This is a genomic window from Pararhizobium sp. (genome assembly GCF_035497515.1).
GTDB lineage: Bacteria > Pseudomonadota > Alphaproteobacteria > Rhizobiales > Rhizobiaceae > Pararhizobium.
In genome coordinates this window covers 1-22,674 of record NZ_DATJDJ010000019.1, presented here as the reverse complement: position 1 = coordinate 22,674, position 22,674 = coordinate 1, and the positions used below count along the sequence as shown (strand labels likewise).

Genomic DNA, 22,674 nt, shown 5'->3' with positions numbered 1-22,674 from the left:
GTACTGTCTAACCCGCCAATAAGCTCCCCCAAACCCGGATTATAATCGAGCCCCAGCGGGTAAGTTGAATTCGGAAAGTAGTAGTTAAGCGTTGCCATATTCCCCTCCATAAAATAACGCTAATTTAGACGTTTTTTCTTGCCTGTAAATCCGGGCTTTGAGTGACTCTAGCACGCGGTGAGAGCGGCCAATAAACGCAAAAAAGCCCCGCTCGCCGATTAAGGCAAGCGGGGCTGTGTGTGGATTGCCTTCTATCGAGCGGCGATGCAGCACGATTCGCGCGCACTAGATCCCTGTTTAAATCAACCCGGCCGGGCCATCTTAATGATGAGCCCGATGGCGCCGACAATCCCGCCGGTGATAAGTGAGCCAATGATCAACCTCGATAACCATGTGAGCGACCCCTTTAATTCTCCAAGGTCGCCGGATATGTCCGTCTTGACGCCATCAATCTTGCTGTTGAGGCTGTCGAAGCGATCGGCGAGGTTCTTGAACTGCTCATCGCGCCGGGCGTTCAGGATGTCCATCTGAGCTCGCCATTGTTCGACGATCGCCAGGCGCGCCAACGCGGCGGAAAAAGCATGTTCCACGGCAACCAGCCTGGATCTTAGATCCCCATCCATGTTGTGGTCCTCAGGCCCTTGGTTCATTCACTTGCCCTGCCCTGCCTCGTCATGCGCCATGCATTCCGCTTTTGTCCAAGCACCAGCCCCGCATAGACCGGCTACCGCTTCATCTATCTTGTCCTGATCGCGAGGCGTTGCGCCCCAAGCCCCTACGAGCGAAGTCCCCACTATCGCTCTAGCTGTCAGGTTGAGCTTTTGCTTGCTCGCACTGACTTGTTGAGTTGATGAACACCCCGCCGCGCTCAATGCACAAGCGACGGTTAAAGGGAGCGCGATCCGCTGCATCTGTCAATTCTCCTATTGCTTTGTTGGTGGCGGCATCAAGTTCGGCCCGCTCCAGCGCCCTGCCCTCTTCCCGCGCCGCCGGCAGCAGCCAGAGCGTGTTCGCTAGCTGGAAGATGGCGAAGGCCAGCAGGACGCCAGCCACGACGCAGACTAGGGCCGAGACCTTGCTGATCATGCCCGCACCTTGCGATAGATGCCGTAGCCGGTCAGGCCCAGGATCACGACAGCGACGATGATGCGCGCCCATTCGCCGCTGGTCAGGTCGTCATGCTGTTTCGTCACCGCGTCGATGAGATCTGGCAGCACGGGGACAACGGAGGTTGCGGCGCCACCGGCGCCAGTGCCGACAATGACCGCAACATCCTTTTTATTGATCGCCTTGTTGGCATCGACCGTGCTGCTGGCAATAAATTCGCCCTTAGCCCAAAGGCCCGCCTCGGCCGAGCGACGGTTGACGAGGCCCTTGACCTTCTTGCCACCGGCATTGACCCACTTCATCAACTCGACCGGTACGGCATCATAGTCAACTTGAGCGCCCCGTCTTCACGCCTGATATCGCCGATGACGAAGTCGCAGTCGACGCCGGCCGCCGGCAGGATGCCGCCCTCGGGGATCACGGAAAAATCGAACGCCACGCCATTGATGACGAGGGTGTCGCCGGTCTTGGCGACGGTCAACGTCGCGTCAGATCGTTGCGGAGAGAATGTGATCTGCATCAGTTGTACCACCTTCCAATCGCCATGAGGTTCACGCCGCCGGACACCTCGGCGCCGGTGCTCGATGTCCACAGATTGCAAACAGCGGTACTGGCCCCGGGCAAACCGCCAAAGACGCGGGAGGCTGCGCTCGACGAGGATATGCCGATGAGTGACGTCGTCGTCGTCGCCGAAAATGCGGCGGGGTATGTCCACGTGAATGCCACGCCTGCGGTAATCCCGACATTCCGTAGCCAGCAGATTTGCGTACCGTCGGAAAACCGGACGTATTCGCCATTGGCATTGCTGCCCTTTTCGACGAGAGAGCCGGTCGGGATACCGCCAGACTGCGAGACCGTGCCGAGGATATGGAGCTGATGCTACTTGCCGGTCTTCGTCGGTCCGATGTCGTGGTCGTCGGGCGCCAGCATATCACCGGCCGCATTCTGTCACTGGACACAATGAAGACCGGCGCAAGGATCACAATCGAGCTGTCTGATGACTTGCTGAAAGTGATCGAGGCCACGCCGCGCCAAGGGCTTCACCTTGTCCATAACGCGCACGGACGACCCTTCACGAAGGAAAGTTTCGGAAACTGGTTCAGGGAGAAGTGCAACGACGCGCATGTGACCAAGTCGGCTCACGGACTCCGCAAGCTCAGTGCCACGCTGGCGGCTCAGGGCGGCGCGGCAACGCATCAACTGCTCGCGCAATACGGCTGGACCAATCTTGCGACTGCCCAAATCTACACAAAGGGAGTGGATCGAGCCCGCCTCGGCATCGAAGGAAGCCGGATCGTTGCGGACCAGATCGAGAACATAGTTTTCCCTCACCTCAATATGGGTGAGGGATTTAAACCGAAAAATACAATAAAAACAAAGTCAAAATAGACCCGTGGTGGCTCTGGTGGGGGCACCATTCCTTTTCATTTTCCCGATTTTTACTCTCCCGCCCCTCCGAGACCCTGCGGCCCATCGAGCTTGTCAAGTTTCTGACCGAGCGAGCGGACCGCCTCCATGGTCACGGCCATGGCCGACATCAGGGTTGCGGTGTCGTCATCCGACTTCAAGCGGGAAAGTTCCTCTGCCCGGGCGTGTAGTTGATCGCGGATCACATTCAGCTGTGTAACCGTATCGTCGTCCATTGAATCCTCGTAAATTTCCATTGTTCCTTTTCGAGAACGCGACGTGGCACCGGTTCGTTCCGAACGCCCGGGCCAAGGGCGATCAGCCCTCCGATGCCGCCTATGTAAAAGCCATAAACCTTGTCGAATCAGATGCCTGTGCCAAGACATTCCAGGTGGACGACCATTCTTTTCCTTTCACACTCCGATCTTTTATGCATGATACCGATGGTATTGCTGGCGGACGGAGCGCAGCCCGGCTGACCAACGGTTATTTCCTCCGGTTTTCCCTATTTTGAAACCGACCTATCGCACAGGCATTTCATGGCGCGCACATTCAAAACCATCGCCTTTGCCGCTTCCGCAACGAAGGAAGCGCAGAAGGCCGCAGAGGAGTTGATCGCGCTTTACGGCCAGGAAGATCCCGAGCATGCCGATGTCATCGTGGCGCTCGGCGGCGACGGCTTCATGTTGCAGACGCTGCACAAGACGATGAATTCCGGCAAGCTCGTCTATGGCATGAACCGCGGCTCGATCGGCTTCCTGATGAACCGCTACAGCACCGAAAACCTGCATGAGCGGCTGATCGAAGCGGTTGAGAATACCTTCCGGCCGCTGGAAATGCAGACCATCGATACCGACGGCAACCGGTTCAAGGCGTTGGCGATCAATGAGGTCTATCTCTTCCGGCAATCGTACCAAGCGGCCAAGCTCAAGGTCGAGGTCGATGGCCGGGTGCGGCTGGAGGAACTGATCTGCGACGGTGTTCTGCTGTCGACGCCGGCCGGCTCGACCGCCTACAATCTCTCCGCCCACGGCCCGATCCTGCCGCTGGAAGCGCCGCTTCTGGCGCTCACGCCCGTCAGCCCCTTTCGCCCCCGGCGCTGGCGCGGCGCGCTGCTGCCCAACAAGGTGACCGTCGATATCGCCATCATCGAGCCCGACAAGCGCCCGGTCAACGCGGTGGCGGATCATATCGAGGTCAAGTCGGTGGTGACGGTGCGCATCGCCGAGTCGGAGAACATCACGGCCCATATCCTGTCCGATCCAGACTATTCCTGGTCGGACCGAATTCTGGCCGAACAATTCTCAAATTGACACAGACTGAAAGAGGCCGAAAAGCAGGGCCTTGAAACGGAACCGGTTTCGGCCGAAAATCGGTAAACGGCTACGTAAGCCGGGGCGTGTCAACAGGAATCAAAGGCGAAACGATGTTGCTGAAAAAGCGTCCGCACGCACATCGAAGCCGCCGATGGTTTGCCGGCCCTTCGCTCGTGCTCGCCGGTCTGCTGTTCGTGAGCGCCCCGCCCTCCTTGTCCTTCGCCGAAGAACCGGCCCTCATCCCTGACAACATCATCTTCGTGACCAGCACCGGATATTGGGAGGAAAGCAGCGATCCGCTGAACGTTCTGGATCCGGAAGCCGGAAAGACGCAGCCGGCAGTGCCTGCCACGCCCCCTGCCCAGCACGGCTATTACAAGCTGATCGCCGTCCGCCAGCCAGAGGGAAATACCCATATCTTTCTGCAACAGATCGCGCTCGATGCGAACGGACCGAGGATGATCTCTTCGGCCGAACTCGATGAGTTTTCGGCGACAAAAATCTATGTCACCGATATCAGGCCGGAAACATCGAACGGTGTCGTCCGCCAGCCGGGACTGTTTGCCACCGTCTACCTGAAGACCGACCCGACCGCGATGGAGCCGGAAACCTGGACCGTGCTGATCGACGATATCGGCGACATCAAGGTCGAACGCGAGACGAACTGACCCGAAGACAGGGCGACAAAAAAGCCGGACGCGCATGCATCCGGCTTCCTTTGTATTTGCTGGCAGCCGAGTTCAGGACAGGTCGTCGACCACGGCATCGCTGCCACCATTGACCCGGTGCGCCAGCGCGGCTTCCATGAACTGGTTGAGGTCGCCATCCAGGACGTCGTCCGGCGCCGTGCTGGATACGCCGGTGCGCAGGTCCTTGACCAGCTGGTAGGGCTGCAACACGTAGGAGCGGATCTGGTGGCCCCAGCCGATGTCGCTCTTGGACGCGGCCTCGGCATTGGCGGCGTCTTCGCGCTTCTTCAATTCCGCCTCATAGAGACGAGCGCGCAGCATGTCCCAGGCCTTGGCCTTGTTCTTGTGCTGCGAACGCTCCTGCTGGCACTGCACGACGATACCGGACGGCATGTGGGTGATGCGAACGGCTGAATCGGTCGTGTTGACGTGCTGGCCGCCGGCGCCCGACGAACGGTAGGTGTCAATGCGGCAATCGCTCTCGTTGATGTCGATCTGGATCGAATCGTCGATGACCGGATAGACCCAGATGGACGAGAACGACGTGTGGCGGCGGGCATTGCTGTCGAACGGCGAAATGCGCACCAGACGGTGCACGCCCGATTCGGTCTTCAGCCAGCCATAGGCATTGTGTCCCTTGACGAGAAGCGTCGCCGACTTGATGCCGGCTTCTTCCCCATCATGAACTTCCATCAGTTCCACCTTGTAGCCCTGACGTTCGGACCAGCGGGTGTACATGCGCAAAAGAATGTTCGCCCAGTCCTGGCTCTCGGTGCCGCCGGCACCGGAATGGACTTCCAGATAGGTGTCGTTGCCATCGGCCTCGCCGGACAGCATGGCTTCCACCTGGCGGCGGGCCGCTTCGCCCCCCAGCGCCTTCAGCGTGTCCTCGGCATCCTTGATGATGTCGGCGTCGCCCTCTTCCTCGCCCAGTTCGATGAGGTCGATGGCGTCCTGCATCTGCTGCTCGAAGGAGCGAACGCCGTTGATGCCATCATCGAGTTGCTGGCGCTCGCGCATCAGCTTCTGCGCCTCGGTGGCATCGTTCCAGAGGTTCGGATCCTCGGCCTTGTTGTTCAACCAGTCCAGTCGTCTTACCGCCTGGTCCCAGTCAAAGATGCCTCCTCAGCAGGCTTATGGCTTGCTTGATTTCGTCGACAATATTCTCGATTTCGGTCCGCATGGTCCTGCTTCTTGACGTTAATGAATGTGCGCCGTGAATAACGACGCCCGCCGCTGATGTAAAGCGGCGGGCGTCGCGAAAACGGAGTGGAGTGACTTAGAACAGGCCGCCGCCGCCATTGGTGATCGCTTCGTTTGCCTGCGGCGAAGCCTTCAGTATTTCTTCCGGCGGAACATATTGATCCATGCCACCGATGACCGAAAACGTGTCGGCCGGGCCGGTGCCGGGCTTGAAGGCCTCGATGATCGTATCGGGATCGCCTTCGGCCGCAGCCATGCCGGTCTTGCGGTTGACGGGGATCAGGCTCATGCCTTCGGGAACGACGAACTTGACCGGGCGCGTGCCCTGCATCGCAGCCTGCATGAAATCGTTGAATACCGGTGCCGCAAGGCCACCGCCGGTCGCGCCACGACCAAGCGGTGCCGGATTGTCGAAGCCGAGATAGAGGCCCGCGACCATGTCCGGCGTATAACCGACGAACCAGGCGTCCTTTTCGTCGTTGGTCGTCCCGGTCTTGCCGGCAACCGGACGGTCGAGCTTGATCTTGCCGGCGGCGGTGCCGCGTTTCACGACACCTTCCATCATGGACGTGATCTGATAGGCCGTCATCGGGTCGAGGACCTGTTCACGATTGTCGGTCAGGACCGGCTCTTCCTGGTCCTGCCAGTCGGCGACGTTGCAAGTATCGCAGGTACGTTCCTCGTGACGGAAGATCGTCTTGCCGTAGCGATCCTGGATGCGGTCGATCATCGACGGCTTGATCTGCTTGCCGCCGTTCGCGAGCACGGCATAGGCCGACACCATGCGCAGAACCGTCGTTTCCCCGGAACCGAGCGACATGGCCAGGACCGGCAGCATCTTGTCATAGATGCCGAAGCGCTCGGCATACTCGGCAACAAGGTTCATGCCCATGTCGTTGGCAAGGCGAACGGTCATCAGGTTTCGCGATTTTTCGATGCCGAGACGCAGCGTCGAGGGACCGGCCGAACCGCCGCCATAGTTTTCCGGACGCCAGACCTGGCCACCGGTGACGAGTTCGAACGGCGCGTCGAGAATGACGGAGGCCGGTGTATAACCATTGTCGAGCGCGGCGGCGTAGACGAAAGGCTTGAACGAGGAACCGGGCTGGCGCATGGCCTGCGTCGCGCGGTTGAATTCAGACTGGCCGTAGGAGAAGCCGCCGGCCATCGCGAGCACGCGACCGGTCTGCGGATCCATGGCGACGAGACCGCCCTGCACTTTCGGCGGCTGGCGCAGGCGATATTCGCCGGCGGCGTCGGTCGCCTCGACATAGACGACGTCGCCTGGACCGACCACGCCTTCCGGCGACTTGGTCGACTTGCGATCCGGAGACGACGAACGGAACGCCCACTGCATGTTCTTGGCGGAGATATTGCCCGTCACCCGGTCCGTGCCGATCTTGCCGGAACCGTCCTTGGCCGGCTGGATGCCGATTTCAGCACCGTTGTCATCCACGGAGAGGATAACGGCCAGCTTCCATTCCGGAACGTCGGAGAGGGCTTCGAGCTTGCCGAGCGGCTCACCCCAGTCCCCACCGATCTCGATCGTCTTCATCGGCCCATGGAATCCGCGGCGTTCGTCATAGCTGACCAGCGCGTTCTGCAGCGCCCTGCGGGCTTCCACCTGCAATCGCGGAACAAGCGAGGTGCGCACCGAAAGGCCGCCCTCATAGAGCGCATTGTCGCCGTATCGCTGGATGATCTGGCGGCGCACTTCCTCGGCGAAATAATCAGAGGCAAACAGATGTGAGCCGCCGCGCCGAACGCTCACGCCGAGCGGCTGCTTCTTGGCTTCCGCGCCATCCGCCTTGGTGACGTAGCCGTTCTCGACCATGCGGTCGATGACCCAATTACGGCGTTCGAGCGCTGCTTCAACCTTGCGGAAGGGATGATAATTGGCCGGCCCCTTGGGGAGAGCGGCGAGATAGGCTGTTTCGGCGATCGTCAGTTCGGTGACCGATTTGTCGAAATAGGTCAGTGCCGCGCCGGCAATGCCGTAGGAATTCAGGCCGAAGAAGATCTCGTTGAGATAGAGCTCGAGAATGCGGTCCTTGCTGTAGGCCTGCTCGATGCGGAACGACAGGATCGCTTCCTTGACCTTGCGGTCGATCGTCTGGTCGGCGGAGAGAAGGAAGTTCTTGGCAACCTGCTGGGTAATCGTAGAGGCGCCGACCGGACGGCGGCCGGAACCGAAGTTCTGCAGGTTGACGAAGATGGCGCGTCCGAGACCGGTGATATCGATGCCCGGATGCTGATAGAAATTCTTGTCTTCGGCCGAGATGAAGGCAGCCTTGACACGATCCGGGATGGCCTGGATCGGCAGATAGAGGCGCCGTTCGCGCGCGTATTCGGCCATCAGTTCGCCATTGCCGGCGTGAACGCGCGTCGTGACCGGCGGCGCATAACTGTTCAGCACCTCATAGTCCGGCAAGTCCTTGGTGACATGTCCGAGATAGATGGCCGCTGCCGCCGCCACGCCAAGCACCAGAAAGGCGCCAATGCCGAAGAAATATCCAATCAGTCTGATCATCAGCCAGATACCGGTACCTTGTTGTCGTTCTATGCGGGATTGTCTCGTTCGTCGGCCTAACCCGCACCATGCCCGATTGCAATCACGCCAAACAAATTAACCTCGCGAAGAGGAACTGCCGCCCGCTAACCGGTCACGCCCACCCGCTTTTCACATGTCCAGACCGCCCGCTCAAACCGGGCGTGTCGTGGGTCGTGCAGTTCAGGCTTCCGGATAGCGACCGGATTGTGAGCAAAATAGGGCTCGTGACGCATTAAACATATGCCATCCCCTTGAAAAGGATATCGCTGTTACTCCCGCGACACAAATCACAAGAAACGTCATTACCCCTGAAAATCCCGATCTGATGACAGGAAACCAGCTGAAAAAGCCCGCTTCAACCGCCGTTGGCCATGGAGCCGGCGCGATAGCTGCGCACGGCGGCGGTCAAACGACTTGCCAGTTTCTTGCGCCAGACGGGATCGACCAGCAGTTTTTCGTCCTGCTTGTTCGACAGAAAGCCCATTTCGAGTAGAATCGACGGCACGTCCGGCGCTTGCAGGACCCGGAAACCGGCATGGCGGTGCGGGTTGTTGATCAGGTTGATCTGCCCCTCGAAGGACGACACGACGGAGCGCGCCAGATTGACCGAGAATGCCTGGGTCTCTCGGCGTGTCAAATCGATGAGGATATCGGCGACCTCGGCCGGCTCGCTCTTGAAGGCGACGCCGGCAATCTCATCCGACAGGTTTTCGCGCTCGGCCAGATCGGCGGCGAGATGGTCGGACGCCTTGTCGGAAATGGTATAGACAGTGGCGCCGCGGATATCGCGCTGCTTCAACGTATCGGCATGCAGGGAAATGAACAGGTTTGCGCTATGCTGGCGGGCGATCTGCACCCGCTGCGGCAAGGACAGGAATTCATCCTTGTCGCGCGTCAGGAAGGCCTTTATGCCCGGCTCCTTATTGAGCGCCTCGACCAGTTCGGCGGCAAAAGCGAGCGTCACGCTCTTTTCTTCCATCTTCGTCTCCGTGCCGATCGCGCCGGTATCGATCCCGCCATGGCCGGCATCGACGGCAACGACAAAAGCGCCGGGATCCGGCTCGACCACACGGCCGGTTTTCACGGCGCCGACGCTACCCGTCCATTTCTGATCTTCGAGAAGAGCGTTGAAACGCTCGCCGGTAATCTTTTCCGCATCGAGCACAAGACGGAAGCCCTTGCCGTCTTCATCGGGCATGACATCGGCAACGGTAATCGCCACCGGATTTTTCGCCGTCAACACCACGCGCGAGCTTCCCGCACCCATGGCGCCATAGCGGATTTTGGTGAACAGGCCGCGTGCCTTCAGGTCCTCTGGCTTCAGGCCAAAGGATGTTTCCGGCAGATCGACGATGACGCGGGTCGGATTGGCGACATAATGGACGAAAAAGACTGGCTTGCGGTCGAAGTCGATCACCACGCGGGTGCGAGCGTCATCGCCAGCGACCCGGGCGCCGAAGGCAAGCAGCGGCGCGTCGTCGGCATGGGCCGCGAATATCGAACTCACGCACGCCAGCCAGAGGATCAACAGCCCGAGCAGGCATCGCCGTATCGTTGCAGACAGGATCAAAACCGCTTTCCTCATCGCCAATGCGTCACCATGGTTTCCGGCCTTCGCATCGTTGAATATCGCAGGGCATCGCTGGAGCGCGCCTCGCCGGCCGGTTGCAGCCATATACATCCATGCCGCAATATGGTTAACCGAACCTTGCCAAGCCCGACAGGGGCTATCGCGGAAGGCTGAAAATCCGCTTCCCGCACTACATACCCCGACCAGCGAATCAATCAATATTATGGCCGTTCCGGCTTTTCTCTTGCCATTGTGACATAGAAAACATAAAAGCTTCGCAGGGAGAAAGTGTTGACGGGATAGAATCGACGACCGGCAGCCAAAGGGTTTTCTCAGCCCCGGCGCCAGAGCGTGATCGAAGCGGCTAAAAAACCGCTTCAATGAAGATCACGTCTCGGACAAGCAGTCGCGCTTCATCCGCCGTCGCCCCACTTTTTCCTTGCATGCAGAATCGTGAAATTCCGGCGGTGGCCGGATCGCTTATGGTGACGATCACCGAAAGCCCGTGACCGGGCACATTCATCGGGCCTCCAGGGCCTAGTACATTGGCATTCTTGTTTGGTCATCGACGTTGTCTCAGCAGTATCGGTCAGAAGTAAACAGGCCCCGGAACACACTGTTTCCGGCTGCCGTCTGGCTGTTGGACCGTCTCCTCGACCCCGCAGGAACATTCACATCCGGCGAAACACCTGACCTGCACGGAAAGTCTCCTCCGGGACGCAACTTTCCTGCGGCTTCACGGGTGCGCCGAGGAGCACCACTTACATGGCAGAGAAAATGCTTATCGACGCGTCTCACGCTGAAGAGACGCGCGTCGTTGTCGTACGCGGAAACCGCATAGAAGAATTCGACTTCGAATCCGAACACAAGAAGCAAATCCGCGGCAACATCTATCTCGCGAAAGTCACGCGCGTCGAGCCGTCGTTGCAGGCGGCTTTCGTCGATTACGGCGGCAACCGCCACGGCTTCCTGGCCTTCGCGGAAATCCATCCGGACTATTACCAGATTCCGCTGGCCGACCGTCAGGCCCTCCTGAGGCAGGAAGCCGAGGAAGCGCGCCGCGACGACGACATCGAGCATGTCGAAACGGGCACCGATCTCGGCCCCGATTCCGAAGACGAAATCCTCGAAACACCGTCAGACAACGTCACCGAAGTCGTCGAGGCGCCGGCCGATACGGTTGAAACGATCGAAACCGCAGAGCCCGTCGCCGAGGTTGAGGAAAAGCCGAAGGCCAAGGCAAAGCGTCCACGCCGGACCAAGAAGGCCGCTGCCGCGGAAGCGGAAGCCGCAACGGACACTTCGGGTGCGGACAGCGATGAAGGCACCGGCGGCGAAATGGCCGCGATGGTCGATACCGACAGCATCTCGGAAGACGCCCGTGGCGGCGGCCGCAACAATGATGACGACGATGATGACGATGGTCATCACGAGGAGAAGGAAGTCATCGAATCCGTCGGCGCCGAAGACGCGATGGAAGAGGTCCCGGATCGTCAGGTCAGCCGCCGTCCCCGCAAGCAGTACCGCATCCAGGAAGTCATCAAGCGCCGGCAGATCCTGCTGGTACAGGTGGCCAAGGAAGAACGCGGCAACAAGGGCGCGGCTCTCACCACCTATCTGTCGCTGGCCGGCCGTTACTCGGTCCTGATGCCGAACACGGCGCGTGGTGGCGGTATTTCCCGCAAGATCACCAACCTGCCTGACCGCAAGCGCCTGAAGGAAATCGCCCGCGCGCTCGACGTGCCGCAGGGCATGGGCGTCATCCTGCGCACCGCCGGTGCCAACCGCACCAAGGTCGAGGTCAAGCGCGACTTCGAATACCTGATGCGCCTGTGGGAAAATGTTCGCACGCTGACCTTGTCTTCGACCGCGCCTTGCCTGGTTTATGAGGAAGGCAGCCTGATCAAGCGCTCGATCCGCGATCTCTACAACAAGGACATCAGCGAAATCATCGTGGCCGGCGAAGAAGGCTACAAGGAAGCCAAGAGCTTCATGAAGATGCTGATGCCGAGCCACGCCAAGGTGGTTCAGCCCTATCGCGACGTGCATCCGATCTTCTCGCGCTCGGGCATCGAAGCCCAGCTCGACCGCATGCTGGTGCCGCAGGTGACGCTGAAGTCCGGCGGTTACATCATCATCAACCAGACCGAAGCGCTGGTTGCGATCGACGTCAACTCCGGCCGTTCGACCCGCGAGCACTCGATCGAGGACACCGCTCTCCAGACCAACCTGGAAGCCGCCGAGGAAGTGGCTCGACAGCTGCGCCTGCGCGACCTTGCCGGTCTCGTCGTGGTCGACTTCATCGACATGGAAGAAAAGCGCAACAACCGCTCGGTCGAAAAGCGCCTGAAGGACCACCTGAAGAACGACCGCGCCCGCATTCAGGTCGGCCGCATCTCGCATTTCGGCCTGCTCGAAATGTCGCGCCAGCGTATCCGCGCCTCGGTGCTCGAATCGACGATGCAGATATGCTCGCACTGCAACGGCACGGGTCACGTCCGTTCGCAGTCCTCTGTCGCCCTGCATGTCCTGCGCGGTGTCGAGGAATACCTGCTGAAGAACACTACGCACGACATTACCGTGCGCACCACGCCGGATATCGCGCTCTACCTGCTGAACCACAAGCGCGGCACGATCGTCGATTATGAAGAACGTTTCGGCGTTCAGATCATCATCGAGGCGGACGCCCATGTCGGCGCCCAGCATTTTGCCATCGATCGTGGCGAAGCTGTCGAAAACCCCGTCAAGATCGACCAGATCATCCAGTTCGAGCCGGAAATCGACGAGGACGACGATGTCGTCATCGAAGAGGATATCGAGGACGATGAAGACGTCGTGGCGGAAGCCAAGCCTGAGCGTACGGAACGTGCCGAGCGCAGCGAACGTGCACCGGGTGAGCAGAGCGACGACCAGGGCAATCGCAAGCGCAAGCGCCGTCGCCGGCGTCGCGGTGGCCGCACCAATGGCGACCAGGCCAATGAGGCCGGTGTTCGCGCCGATGATGCATCCGATGAGGACGGCGACGAGGACGATGGCGATGATACCGCTGTTCAATCCGGTGTCGACGATACATCAGACGCAGGCCTGAGCGAGGAAGAACGCCAGAAGCGCAAGCGCCGCCGTCGTGGTAAGCGTGGTGGCCGCCGCAACCGTCCCGAGGAGTCCGAGGGCGAGAACCTGGCCGCTGACGGCGAAGCGGTCGATAGCGATGAAGCGCGGAACGAGCCCGAAACATCGGATGTTGTAGCCGAAGAAGCGACAGCGCCGGTCGTGACCGCGGAAGAGGTTGTGGAGGCTCCGGCCGTCGTCGAGGAAGACGCAAAGCCTGCCGCCAAGCCGAAGCGCAGCCGCAAGAAGGCCGTTGCCGCGGTCGAGGAACCCGCGATCGCCGAAGCACCCGCCGCCACCGTCGATGCTGACGCCCAGGCTGCCGTGGAAGCGACTCCGGAAGCGGTTGCCGTTGTCGAGAAACCCGTGGTCGAAGACGCCGCCGCCTCGCTCGAGGAAACCAAGCCGGTCCGCGCCAACCGCGATCTCGATACGATCGCCAGCGAACCGGTCGTCAAGTCCTCCACCCCGAAAGATACGGATGGTGACGGCGACGCACCGAAGCCCAAGAAGGGCGGCTGGTGGCAGAAGCGCGGCTTCTTCTGAGCCAGACCTGACTGCTGAATGACAAAAAACCGGTCAAGAAATTGGCCGGTTTTTTCATTTGGGCAGTTGTTCCGCCCTGAACAGAGAGATCAATGCCTGTGGCAAACTGTTTGCGACTGGATAGGACAGGCTTGTTCGGTCTCAACCGTGGGAGACAATCATGCGTCGTCTTGTTGTCGCCGCAGCCCTTGCCACGATCTCGCTGACGTCTTTCGCATCCGCCACCCAGGCTACGGAGCGCCAACACGACAGCGCTATTGTCACAAGAGCTATGACACGGCCTATGAGCCGGTCTGCGTCACTCGCAAGGTCCGCTCGACGGACGACGACTGCATAATCCCTTAAATCGGAATCGATTTAAGGATAAAATCATGCAGCATATTGAAAATGTTACTGCGACCTTTGCGCGTCATGTTTGACGCGCGGCGCTGTAGGGCAATCCGGTCGTCAACAAGGTTCGCGTCTGCCGCTGACCAATACCGTCAGATGAAACTGCAAACACTGCGCGTCCGCCGGGCGGCGCCTTCGTCGCGTGCCCCGTTCACGATCTGATTCAAGTGCGTCAGAGTTCGATTCCGGAAAATTCCTCAAGAGATTGAAAGACTGGCAGATTATGCCAGCCAGCGGGCGATGCGATCCATCGCCTCGATCATGTCGGCTTCCGCACCTGCATAGGAAAACCGCATGGCGCGGTATCCCTCGACGGGATCGAAATCGAGCCCCGGCGTTGCCGCGACATTGATCTCCGCCAGCATCTTGCGGGCAAAATCCATGCTGTCATTGGTGAACCGGCTGACATCCGCATAGGCATAGAAGGCGCCGTCCATCGGCGAGGCGATGGTGAAGCCGATCTCCGGCAGCCGCTTCAACAGCAGCGCCCGATTGGCGCCATAGGATGCCTTGTAGACGTCGAGCTCGGCCTCGCAGCCCAGCGCTGCCTCCGCCGCGATCTGCGACAGTTCCGGCGGCGAGATGTAGAGGCTCTGGGCGATCCGCTCGAACGCCCGAACCTGCGCTTCCGGCAGCACCATCCAGCCGATCCGCCAGCCGGTCATGCAGTAATATTTGGAAAAGGAATTGATGATGACGGCTTCGTCGGTGACGCTCAGCGCAGTCGTTTCCTCGCCGGCAAAGGTCAGGCCGTGGTAGATTTCGTCGGAAATGAACGCGATGTCGCGGTCGCGGCAATAATCGGCGAGAGCCTTGAGGCCCGCGCGACCGGTCACCGTACCCGTCGGGTTGGCGGGGCTTGCCAGGAGCACGCCGTCAATCGCCCTGCCCGCCTGTCTGGCGGCCGCATCGAGCCCTTGGGGCGTCAGGGTGAAGCCGTTTTCGGCCCCCGCCTCCACCTCGATCACCGTCAGGCCGAGGGCGGCGAGGATGTTGCGGTAGGCGGGATAACCGGGACGCGCGATCGCGACGCAATCGCCGGGATCGAACAGGGCCAGGAAAGCCAGGTTGAAGCCAGCGGAGGACCCGGTCGTCACGGCAACGCGCTGCGGATCGATATCGACACCGTAGCGGCTGCGGTAGTGACGGGCGATGGCGGCCCTGAGCGACGAAGTTCCCAGGGCGTCGGTATAACCGAGGCGACCGTGACCGAGTGCCGTACGCGCCGCTTCGAGCGCCGCCGTGGGCGCCGGGTGGCTCGGCTGGCCAACCGCCATCGAAATCACGGGATAGCCGGCCTCACGGCGCTTGGTGGCTTCGGCCAGAACGTCCATGGCATGGAAGGGTTCGACGGAACTGCGGGCGGAAAGCGGCTTCAACAGCACATCCTCGATGTTTTCGACGTGAGTTAGGCATGTGCCTCATCGCAAAGAGCTTCACAAGTGCGCGAGCGCCGCATTTCCGCCGATTTTGCAGTTTCGTTTGGCGCCGCACCGCCCTATGCTAACGCGAAAATTCTGTTGTCTTTCAAACAAGCTGTTGACCGGCCCAAAACCTTGAACGACAGACACGCACTGAAAGAGACAACGAGGACTCCATGGCATTCAACGCTCGCAAGATCATCGCCACGACGCTCATCCTGTTTTCGGCAAGCACGGTGCTTCCCAACGCCTCCTATGCCCTGGACGAAAAGCAGAAGCAGGAGATCGGCGATTTCATCAAGGAATACCTCGTCGCAAACCCGGAAATCCTGCTGGAAGCACAGAAAGCGCTGAAGCAGAAGCAGGCAGACGAGCAGTTGGCGCAGGCGCAGGCGGCGATCACCAAGAACGACAACGACATTTTCCAGTCGCCCTACGACGTGACGCTCGGCAATCCCAATGGCGACGTCACCATCGTCGAGTTCTACGACTACAATTGCGGCTATTGCAAACGTGCCCTCTCCGACATGGAAACCATCCTCAAAAACGACAAGAACGTCCGTTTCGTGCTGAAGGAACTGCCGATCCTCGGCCCCGACTCGATGGCCGCGCACAAGGTCAGCACTGCGTTCCGCGCGATTGCGCCGGAAAAATACGGCGAGTTCCATCGCACCCTTCTGGGCGGAGAGGACCGCGCCAACGAGGAAACGGCGATGGCGGTCGCGACCAAGCTTGGTGTTTCCGAGGCGGATCTGCGCAAGAAGATGGCCGAGAATACCCAGGATGATGCGGTGAAGCTCGTCTATACGCTCGCCAACGATCTCGGCATCACCGGCACGCCGTCCTATATCGTCGGCAAGGAAGCCGTCTACGGTGCCGTCGGCGCCGAGGAGATCGAAAACAAGGTCACCAATGTCCGCACCTGCGGAAAGACCGTCTGCTGAGCCAGCCCCTTCTGGCGTGGCCATCCCGTATCGCTTGTGGACAAATCCCGCAGGGAGCCAAAGGGCTTTTCCTTGGCAGGCCGCCGGTCTATAGGTAACGCTCGATTATCGGACCGGATCCCTTATGCCATCGACAATTTTCGTGCTGAACGGCCCCAACCTCAACGCACTCGGCAAACGCGAGCCTGGTATCTACGGCGGCCGGACACTGGCCGATATCGAGGCGATGTGCATCGAGCATGGCAAGGCGTTGGGTCTCGACATTGTCTGCCGGCAGAGCAACCATGAAGGCGATCTCGTCGACTGGTTCCATGAAGCCGGCGAAGTGGCGGCAGGGATTGCCGTCAACGCCGGCGCCTACACCCACACGTCGATTGCCCTGCATGACGCCGCCAAGGCGATTGGCATTCCGGTCGTCGAACTGCATCTTTCCAACGTCCATGCGCGCGAGGAATTCCGGCACAAATCGATGCTTGCCCCGGCCGCCAAGGGCGTTATCTGCGGATTCGGCGCCGACAGTTACATTCTCGCGCTCAATGCGCTAAAGACACTCACCCAAATCACGAAATAAAAAGAACACGAGGCTCAAACCCATGGCTGACAAGAAACCCGCGATCGACCAGTCGCTGATCCGCGATCTCGCCAATATTCTCAACGAGACCGATCTCACCGAAATCGAGGTGGAGCAGGACGACCTGCGCATTCGCGTTTCGCGCGCCGGCACGCCGCAGTATGTCTCCGCTCCGGTTCCAGCCGCAGCCCCGGTACAGTTCGCCAGTGCCACAGGCGCTCCTGTCGCTGTCGCCGTCGCCGAAGCTGGCAAGGCGTCGAAGAACGCCGTCACCTCGCCGATGGTGGGCACCGCCTATCTGTCGCCTGCTCCCGGCTCGCGCGCCTTTGTCGAAGTCGGCGCCACGGTGAAGGAAGGCCAGACCATTCTGATCATCGAAGCCATGAAGACGATGAACCAGATTCCAGCCCCGCGCTCCGGCAAGGTCACGGAGATCCTCGTTCAGGATGGCGCACCGGTCGAGTACGGCGAAGCGCTCGTCGTCATCGAATAGGCCGCACAGATGATTTCCAAGATCCTCATTGCCAATCGCGGCGAAATCGCCCTCCGGGTCCTGCGCGCCTGCAAGGAACTGGGTATCGCAACTGTCGCGGTTCACTCGACCGCTGACGCCAACGCGATGCACGTGCGTCTTGCCGATGAAAGTGTGTGCATCGGCCCGCCGCCGTCGCGCGACAGCTATCTGAACATCCACCAGATCGTCGCCGCCTGCGAGATTACCGGCGCCGACGCCGTGCATCCGGGCTACGGCTTCCTGTCGGAAAATGCCAAGTTCGCCGATATTCTCGACGCGCACGGCATTACCTTTATCGGACCGACCGCCGACCATATCCGCATCATGGGTGACAAGATCACCGCCAAGGAAACCGCCAAGTCACTGGGCATTCCGGTCGTTCCTGGCTCCGCAGGCGAAGTGAGGCCCGAGAACGCACTCGAAATCGCCCGCGAAATCGGCTTTCCGGTGCTGATCAAGGCGACGGCCGGCGGCGGCGGACGCGGCATGAAGGTGGCAAGGACAGAGGACGAACTGTCCGAGGCCGTTTCGACCGCCCGTTCCGAGGCGCTCGCCGCCTTCGGCAACGATGCCGTCTATATGGAAAAATACCTCGGCAAGCCGCGCCATATCGAAATCCAGGTCGTCGGCGACGGCGAAGGCAATGCGATTCATTTGGGGGAACGTGACTGCTCGCTGCAGCGCCGCCACCAGAAGGTCTGGGAGGAAGCCAATTCACCGGCGCTCAATGTCGAGCAGCGGATGAAGATCGGCGAAATCTGCGCTGATGCCATGCGCAAGCTGAAATATCGCGGCGCCGGCACGATCGAGTTCCTCTATGAAAACGGCGAATTCTTCTTCATCGAGATGAACACCCGCCTGCAGGTGGAGCATCCGATCACCGAGGCCATCACCGGTATCGATCTCGTGCACGAGCAGATTCGTGTTGCCTCCGGCGGCGGGTTGTCGGTAACGCAGGACGAGATCGTCTTCTCCGGCCATGCCATCGAATGCCGCATCAATGCCGAGGACCCGCGCACGTTCGTGCCCTCACCCGGCACGATCACGACATTCCACACGCCGGGCGGCCTCGGCGTTCGCGTCGATTCCGGCGCCTATCAGGGCTACAAGATCCCGCCCTACTACGACAGCCTGATCGGCAAGCTGATCGTGCATGGACGCACCCGCGTCGAATGCATGATGCGCCTGCGCCGTGTGCTGGACGAATTCGTCATCGACGGTATCAAGACGACATTGCCGCTGTTCCAGGACCTGATCAACAATCAGGACATCGCCAACGGCGACTATGACATTCACTGGCTGGAAAACTATCTGGCTCAGTCGGCGGAATGAGGCTTTAAATGAGAGGCGCCCGCGGCAAGCACCCGGATATTACCCCGGATCTCTTGTTGCGGGCCTATTCTATCGGGCTGTTCCCGATGGCCGATTCGGCTGACGACCCGGACCTCTTCTGGGTCGAGCCCGAATTGCGCGGCATCATCCCCCTCGACGATTTCCATGTTTCGAAAAGCCTGGCGAAAACCATTCGCCGCGCGCCGTTCGACATTCGCTACGACACCGCTTTCGAAGCTGTGATGGAGGGTTGCGCCGCCTCTGCTCCCGATCGCCCGACCACCTGGATCAATGGCAGGATCCGCTCGCTCTACGCGGCGCTGCATCAGATGGGGCACGCCCATTCGGTGGAAGCGTGGGACGGCGACGAATTGGTCGGGGGGCTCTACGGCGTGTCGCTCGGTGCGGCCTTCTTCGGCGAAAGCATGTTTTCACGCCGGACCGACGCCTCGAAAATCTGCCTGGTGTATCTGGTCGAGCGCCTGCGCCGGCACGGCTTCAAGCTGCTCGACACCCAGTTCATCACCGAGCACCTGAAGAATTTCGGCGCCATCGACGTGCCCAAGTCTCGATATGCGAAAATGCTGGAGCGCGCCATTGCCTCGCCTCACCTCCGCTTCTAGCGTCTGTGGACGATCATAGGCCGGGGAAACTTTTCCGTGAATAGCAACTGCAGTCGCGCAGGCGCCGGTTCGACTACTGCTTGGCCGCGTCATCCGGTGGCGGCAGGTCGGACTTCGCCTTGCAGCTGTTCAGCCAGACATCATAGACCGGATGCTCGACGGCGTTGAGACCGGGGCTGTCGGCAAACATCCAGCCGGTGAAGATGCGGCGGATCTTGCGGTCGAGGGTGATCTCGTCAACCTCGACGAACGTGTCGGTCTTCGGCGCCTCGGTGTCGTCGCGGCTGTAGCAAACGCGCGGGGTAACCTGCAGCGCGCCGAACTGCACGGTTTCACCGATGTAGACATCGAATGTGGTGATGCGGCCGGTGATCTTGTCGATACCGGAAAATACCGCCACCGGGTTCTCCAGGCGCGCTGCCTGAGCGGAAATCGTTATCCCGAGGAGAGACGCGCCGGCAAGCGCGAACACGGCGGCGGCAGATACCGCCCGTCTGTGAATTCGCCAATCTGAACCTACCATTGACGTCCGTCTCCCGTACCACCGGCTCGAATTGCCTAGTCACCAGCGGCTAAAGATGAAATGTGGCCGGGACATGATGCCCGGCGGGCAATTGCCGGCCGGAACCCGCCCCGTGCGCTCCGATCAGGAGCGCGGCGTCCAGGCGTCGTAATCGCCGGTAACGCGCGGGCGCTCGCCGGTGCCGTAGATGGAGCCCGGCGGCCGATAGGCCTGCGCCGTACCGGTCGCGTTCGGACGGTGGCCCTTCTCCCATTCGCGCGGCGTGTAGGCTTCGTCAGCCGGGGAAACATCGGTGCGATGATGCATCCAGCCGTGCCAGCCCGGCGGAATGGCGGAGGCATCGGCATAGCCGTTATAGATCACCCAGCGGCGTGTCCGGCCTTCCGAATCCTTGCCGCCCTGGTAGTAGACATTGCCGGCCTCGTCCGAGCCGACGCGCGTCCCGAAGCGCCAGGTATGAAAGCGCGTTCCGAGCGTCTGTCCGTTCCACCAGGTAAATATCTGCAGCAGAGACTTCATGATTTCCGTCCTTGACCGTGCCGCCGGGAGGCCGCCGGTTACTAAAAAATATCGTCCGCTTATGCCGTGCAGGCGCCCGGTTGTCCAGTGATTCCGCAGTTTCGGGCGGATGGCAACAGGCCGCACCTCATGTCGACAGCGGCTTTTCCAGGATCAGTGCGGCAATGCCCGATTGACCATCGCCGCAATTGGCTGTCTCGCCGATCTTCCTGAACCCGTGTGCTTCGTAGAAGGAAAGCGCCGCATCGTTGCGGGGATCGACCTCCAGCTGCATGAACTCGGCATCAGGAAAGCAGGTTTCGAGCTCCGCGAACATCTCGCGGCCGATGCCCTGTCGCTGGAAACTCGGATGCACATAGAGTTGGTGCAGGACGACACCCTTCTTGAGGGTTTCGGACATGGCAGCATAGCCCATGCCGCCGATATCCTTGCCATTGTCGGCAACCACGAATTCGGCATCCTTGCGGGCAAGCCGGGCTTTCAGCGCCGGCACCGAATGCCATTTCGCCGTCAGTTCCTCGACCTTCGCGGCACCGTAAAGCGCCTCATAGGTCGCGTGCCAGGTCTCGCCCAAGAGCGCGCTCACCTTTTCAAGATCGCGTTCCGACGCTGTCCGCACGAAGAACATGATTACTCCTCGATACCGAGCTTGGCCTTGACCAGCGCCTGAACGGCCTGCGGGTTGGCCTTGCCGCCGGTCGACTTCATCACCTGACCGACGAACCAGCCGGCAAGCGAGGGCTTCGCCTTGACCTTTTCGACCTGATCCGGATTGGCGGCGATGATCTCGTCGACCGCCTTTTCGATGGCACCGGTGTCGGTCACCTGCTTCATCCCGCGGCTCTCGACCAATTCGGCCGGGTCTCCGCCCTCCGTCCAGACGATCTCGAACAGGTCCTTGGCGATCTTGCCGGAGATGACTTCGGACTTGATGAGATCGAGGATAGCGCCGAGCTGGGCGGGGGAAACCGGAGTCTCTTCAATGGCTTTGCCGGCTTTGTTCAAGGCGCCCAGCAGGTCGTTGATGACCCAGTTGGCGGCAATCTTGCCGTCGCGACCGGCCGCCACGGCCTCGTAATAATCGGCAATCGCCTTTTCCGAGACAAGCACGGAAGCGTCATAGACCGACAGGCCGAGTTCGCGCACGAACCGCGCCTTCTTGTCGTCGGGGAGTTCCGGCAGATCGGCCTTCAGCGCCTCGACGAAGGCGTCGTCGAATTCGAGCGGCAAAAGGTCGGGATCGGGGAAATAGCGGTAGTCATGCGCGTCTTCCTTGGAGCGCATCGACCTAGTCTCGCCCTTGTTCGGATCGAACAGCCGGGTTTCCTGGTCGATCGTACCGCCCTCTTCGAGGATCGCGATCTGGCGGCGGGCTTCGTATTCGATCGCCTGACCGATGAAGCGGATCGAATTGACGTTCTTGATTTCGCAGCGCGTGCCGAAATCCGCGCCCGGCTTGCGCACGGAAACGTTGACGTCGGCGCGCATCGAACCCTCGTCCATGTTGCCGTCACAGGTGCCGAGGTAACGCACGATGGAGCGCAGCTTGGTCATATAGGCCTTGGCCTCGTCGGACGAGCGCATGTCCGGCTTGGAGACGATTTCCATCAGCGCCACGCCCGAACGGTTGAGATCGACATAGGACATGGTCGGGCTCTGGTCGTGCATCGACTTGCCGGCATCCTGCTCCAGGTGCAGCCGCTCGATGCCGATCTCGACATCCTCGAACTGGCCCTGGCGATCCGGTCCGACGGAAATAACGATCTGGCCTTCGCCGACGATCGGGTCCTTGAACTGGGAAATCTGGTAGCCCTGCGGCAGGTCCGGATAAAAGTAGTTCTTGCGGTCGAAGATCGAACGCTTGTTGATCTGCGCCTTGAGACCCAGACCGGTGCGGACCGCCTGCTTGACGCATTCCTCGTTGATGACGGGCAGCATGCCGGGCATCGCCGCATCGACCAACGAGACGTTGGAGTTCGGCGCATTGCCGAAGGTCGTGGACGCACCGGAAAACAGCTTCGAATTGCTGGTCACCTGCGCATGGACTTCCAGCCCGATGATCACTTCCCAATCGCCGGTCGTGCCGGGAATATAGCGTTTCGGTTCGGAGATGCGGACGTCGACGAGGGTCATGGAATGCTCTTCTGTAAGCTCGAATTCGTAATTCTCTGGGTAGAACAATTGCCTAGGGCGTGCAAGGCTTGTCGCGCGCGGCAGGTATGCAAAACGGGGTGGAACCGCACGTTTGCAGTCCGTTCAGATCTCCCTGTCACAATGAACCATGACAATCAGCCAAACCGTCGTCGTGATCATCCTGTTGATCAACATCGTCACCTTCTG

General features: G+C 60.4%; 23 protein-coding genes. 9 read left to right on the top strand and 14 right to left on the bottom strand.

Going from position 1 to position 22,674, the window contains the following annotated elements:
* Positions 1 to 302: 302 nt before the first annotated feature.
* The 4 genes from VL202_RS01805 to VL202_RS01785 all read right to left on the bottom strand — a co-directional run bounded on the left by VL202_RS01805 (position 303) and on the right by VL202_RS01785 (position 1,822).
* The gene (locus tag VL202_RS01805) at positions 303 to 623 is read right to left on the bottom strand and encodes a hypothetical protein (RefSeq protein ID WP_325462480.1); all 321 of its coding nucleotides are present in this window, start codon (positions 621 to 623) and stop codon (positions 303 to 305) included.
* 178 nt (positions 624 to 801) lie between these two features.
* Positions 802 to 1,086: a hypothetical protein gene (locus VL202_RS01795; protein ID WP_325462478.1), complete on the bottom strand. Its 285-nt coding sequence runs from the start codon at positions 1,084 to 1,086 to the stop codon at positions 802 to 804.
* On the bottom strand, positions 1,083 to 1,409 hold the full coding sequence (locus VL202_RS01790; protein WP_325462477.1) for a hypothetical protein: 327 nt from the start codon (positions 1,407 to 1,409) through the stop codon (positions 1,083 to 1,085). The genes VL202_RS01795 and VL202_RS01790 overlap by 4 nt, the downstream gene beginning before the upstream one ends.
* Complete coding sequence (locus VL202_RS01785; protein WP_325462476.1) at positions 1,409 to 1,822, bottom strand: hypothetical protein; 414 nt, start codon at positions 1,820 to 1,822, stop codon at positions 1,409 to 1,411. Before VL202_RS01785 ends, VL202_RS01790 begins: the two co-directional genes overlap by 1 nt.
* Positions 1,823 to 1,869: 47 nt before the next feature.
* Here VL202_RS01785 and VL202_RS01775 point away from each other — a divergent pair, with 47 nt between their 5' ends.
* On the top strand, positions 1,870 to 2,496 hold the full coding sequence (locus tag VL202_RS01775) for a tyrosine-type recombinase/integrase (protein ID WP_414692789.1): 627 nt from the start codon (positions 1,870 to 1,872) through the stop codon (positions 2,494 to 2,496).
* A 50-nt stretch (positions 2,497 to 2,546) separates the two neighbouring features.
* On the opposite strand, the gene VL202_RS01770 is transcribed toward VL202_RS01775, so the two are convergent.
* Positions 2,547 to 2,750, bottom strand: coding sequence for a hypothetical protein (locus VL202_RS01770; RefSeq protein ID WP_325462475.1), 204 nt, complete (start codon positions 2,748 to 2,750; stop codon positions 2,547 to 2,549).
* A 303-nt stretch (positions 2,751 to 3,053) separates the two neighbouring features.
* On the opposite strand from VL202_RS01770, the gene VL202_RS01765 reads away from it, so the two are divergent.
* Positions 3,054 to 3,827, top strand: a complete 774-nt coding sequence (locus VL202_RS01765) for an NAD kinase (RefSeq protein ID WP_325462474.1) — start codon at positions 3,054 to 3,056, stop codon at positions 3,825 to 3,827.
* 113 nt (positions 3,828 to 3,940) lie between these two features.
* On the top strand, positions 3,941 to 4,498 hold the full coding sequence (locus VL202_RS01760) for a hypothetical protein (RefSeq protein ID WP_325462473.1): 558 nt from the start codon (positions 3,941 to 3,943) through the stop codon (positions 4,496 to 4,498).
* A gap of 72 nt (positions 4,499 to 4,570) precedes the next feature.
* On the opposite strand, the gene prfB is transcribed toward VL202_RS01760, so the two are convergent.
* The 4 genes from prfB to VL202_RS01740 all read right to left on the bottom strand — a co-directional run bounded on the left by prfB (position 4,571) and on the right by VL202_RS01740 (position 10,366).
* Positions 4,571 to 5,702 (bottom strand): peptide chain release factor 2 gene (gene prfB, locus VL202_RS01755; protein ID WP_325462472.1). Its coding sequence is split into 2 segments (ribosomal slippage): positions 4,571 to 5,632 and positions 5,634 to 5,702, totalling 1,131 coding nucleotides; the frame shifts between segments, so codons are not numbered across the junction.
* Between the two features lie 96 nt (positions 5,703 to 5,798).
* On the bottom strand, positions 5,799 to 8,252 hold the full coding sequence (locus tag VL202_RS01750) for a penicillin-binding protein 1A (protein WP_325462471.1): 2,454 nt from the start codon (positions 8,250 to 8,252) through the stop codon (positions 5,799 to 5,801).
* Between the two features lie 376 nt (positions 8,253 to 8,628).
* The gene (locus VL202_RS01745; protein ID WP_414692788.1) at positions 8,629 to 9,858 is read right to left on the bottom strand and encodes an N-acetylmuramoyl-L-alanine amidase; all 1,230 of its coding nucleotides are present in this window, start codon (positions 9,856 to 9,858) and stop codon (positions 8,629 to 8,631) included.
* A 349-nt stretch (positions 9,859 to 10,207) separates the two neighbouring features.
* On the bottom strand, positions 10,208 to 10,366 hold the full coding sequence (locus tag VL202_RS01740) for a hypothetical protein (protein WP_325462470.1): 159 nt from the start codon (positions 10,364 to 10,366) through the stop codon (positions 10,208 to 10,210).
* Between the two features lie 242 nt (positions 10,367 to 10,608).
* Here VL202_RS01740 and VL202_RS01735 point away from each other — a divergent pair, with 242 nt between their 5' ends.
* Complete coding sequence (locus tag VL202_RS01735) at positions 10,609 to 13,497, top strand: Rne/Rng family ribonuclease (protein WP_325462469.1); 2,889 nt, start codon at positions 10,609 to 10,611, stop codon at positions 13,495 to 13,497.
* Positions 13,498 to 14,108: 611 nt separating this feature from the next.
* Here VL202_RS01735 and VL202_RS01730 read toward each other — a convergent pair.
* The gene (locus VL202_RS01730) at positions 14,109 to 15,221 is read right to left on the bottom strand and encodes a pyridoxal phosphate-dependent aminotransferase (RefSeq protein ID WP_414692790.1); all 1,113 of its coding nucleotides are present in this window, start codon (positions 15,219 to 15,221) and stop codon (positions 14,109 to 14,111) included.
* Positions 15,222 to 15,484: 263 nt separating this feature from the next.
* On the opposite strand from VL202_RS01730, the gene VL202_RS01725 reads away from it, so the two are divergent.
* The 5 genes from VL202_RS01725 (at position 15,485) to aat (ending at position 19,292) form a co-directional block, all read left to right on the top strand.
* Positions 15,485 to 16,252: a DsbA family protein gene (locus tag VL202_RS01725; RefSeq protein ID WP_325462467.1), complete on the top strand. Its 768-nt coding sequence runs from the start codon at positions 15,485 to 15,487 to the stop codon at positions 16,250 to 16,252.
* Positions 16,253 to 16,376: 124 nt separating this feature from the next.
* A complete protein-coding gene (gene aroQ, locus VL202_RS01720) occupies positions 16,377 to 16,823 on the top strand; it encodes a type II 3-dehydroquinate dehydratase (protein WP_325462466.1) in 447 nt (148 codons plus the stop codon).
* Positions 16,824 to 16,845: 22 nt separating this feature from the next.
* Complete coding sequence (gene accB / locus VL202_RS01715; RefSeq protein WP_325462465.1) at positions 16,846 to 17,316, top strand: acetyl-CoA carboxylase biotin carboxyl carrier protein; 471 nt, start codon at positions 16,846 to 16,848, stop codon at positions 17,314 to 17,316.
* A gap of 9 nt (positions 17,317 to 17,325) precedes the next feature.
* Positions 17,326 to 18,669, top strand: coding sequence for an acetyl-CoA carboxylase biotin carboxylase subunit (gene accC / locus VL202_RS01710; protein ID WP_325462464.1), 1,344 nt, complete (start codon positions 17,326 to 17,328; stop codon positions 18,667 to 18,669).
* A gap of 8 nt (positions 18,670 to 18,677) precedes the next feature.
* On the top strand, positions 18,678 to 19,292 hold the full coding sequence (gene aat, locus VL202_RS01705; protein WP_325462463.1) for a leucyl/phenylalanyl-tRNA--protein transferase: 615 nt from the start codon (positions 18,678 to 18,680) through the stop codon (positions 19,290 to 19,292).
* A gap of 73 nt (positions 19,293 to 19,365) precedes the next feature.
* Here the strand turns inward: aat and VL202_RS01700 are convergent, their stop codons facing one another.
* The 4 genes from VL202_RS01700 to gatB all read right to left on the bottom strand — a co-directional run bounded on the left by VL202_RS01700 (position 19,366) and on the right by gatB (position 22,467).
* Positions 19,366 to 19,815 (bottom strand): DUF2155 domain-containing protein, encoded by a 450-nt coding sequence (locus VL202_RS01700; RefSeq protein WP_325462462.1) that lies wholly within the window; start codon positions 19,813 to 19,815, stop codon positions 19,366 to 19,368.
* Positions 19,816 to 19,938: 123 nt separating this feature from the next.
* Positions 19,939 to 20,334: an NADH:ubiquinone oxidoreductase subunit NDUFA12 gene (locus VL202_RS01695; RefSeq protein ID WP_325462461.1), complete on the bottom strand. Its 396-nt coding sequence runs from the start codon at positions 20,332 to 20,334 to the stop codon at positions 19,939 to 19,941.
* A 127-nt stretch (positions 20,335 to 20,461) separates the two neighbouring features.
* Positions 20,462 to 20,962, bottom strand: coding sequence for a GNAT family N-acetyltransferase (locus VL202_RS01690; RefSeq protein WP_325462460.1), 501 nt, complete (start codon positions 20,960 to 20,962; stop codon positions 20,462 to 20,464).
* A 2-nt stretch (positions 20,963 to 20,964) separates the two neighbouring features.
* A complete protein-coding gene (gatB, locus tag VL202_RS01685; protein WP_325462459.1) occupies positions 20,965 to 22,467 on the bottom strand; it encodes an Asp-tRNA(Asn)/Glu-tRNA(Gln) amidotransferase subunit GatB in 1,503 nt (500 codons plus the stop codon).
* Positions 22,468 to 22,674: the final 207 nt, after the last annotated feature.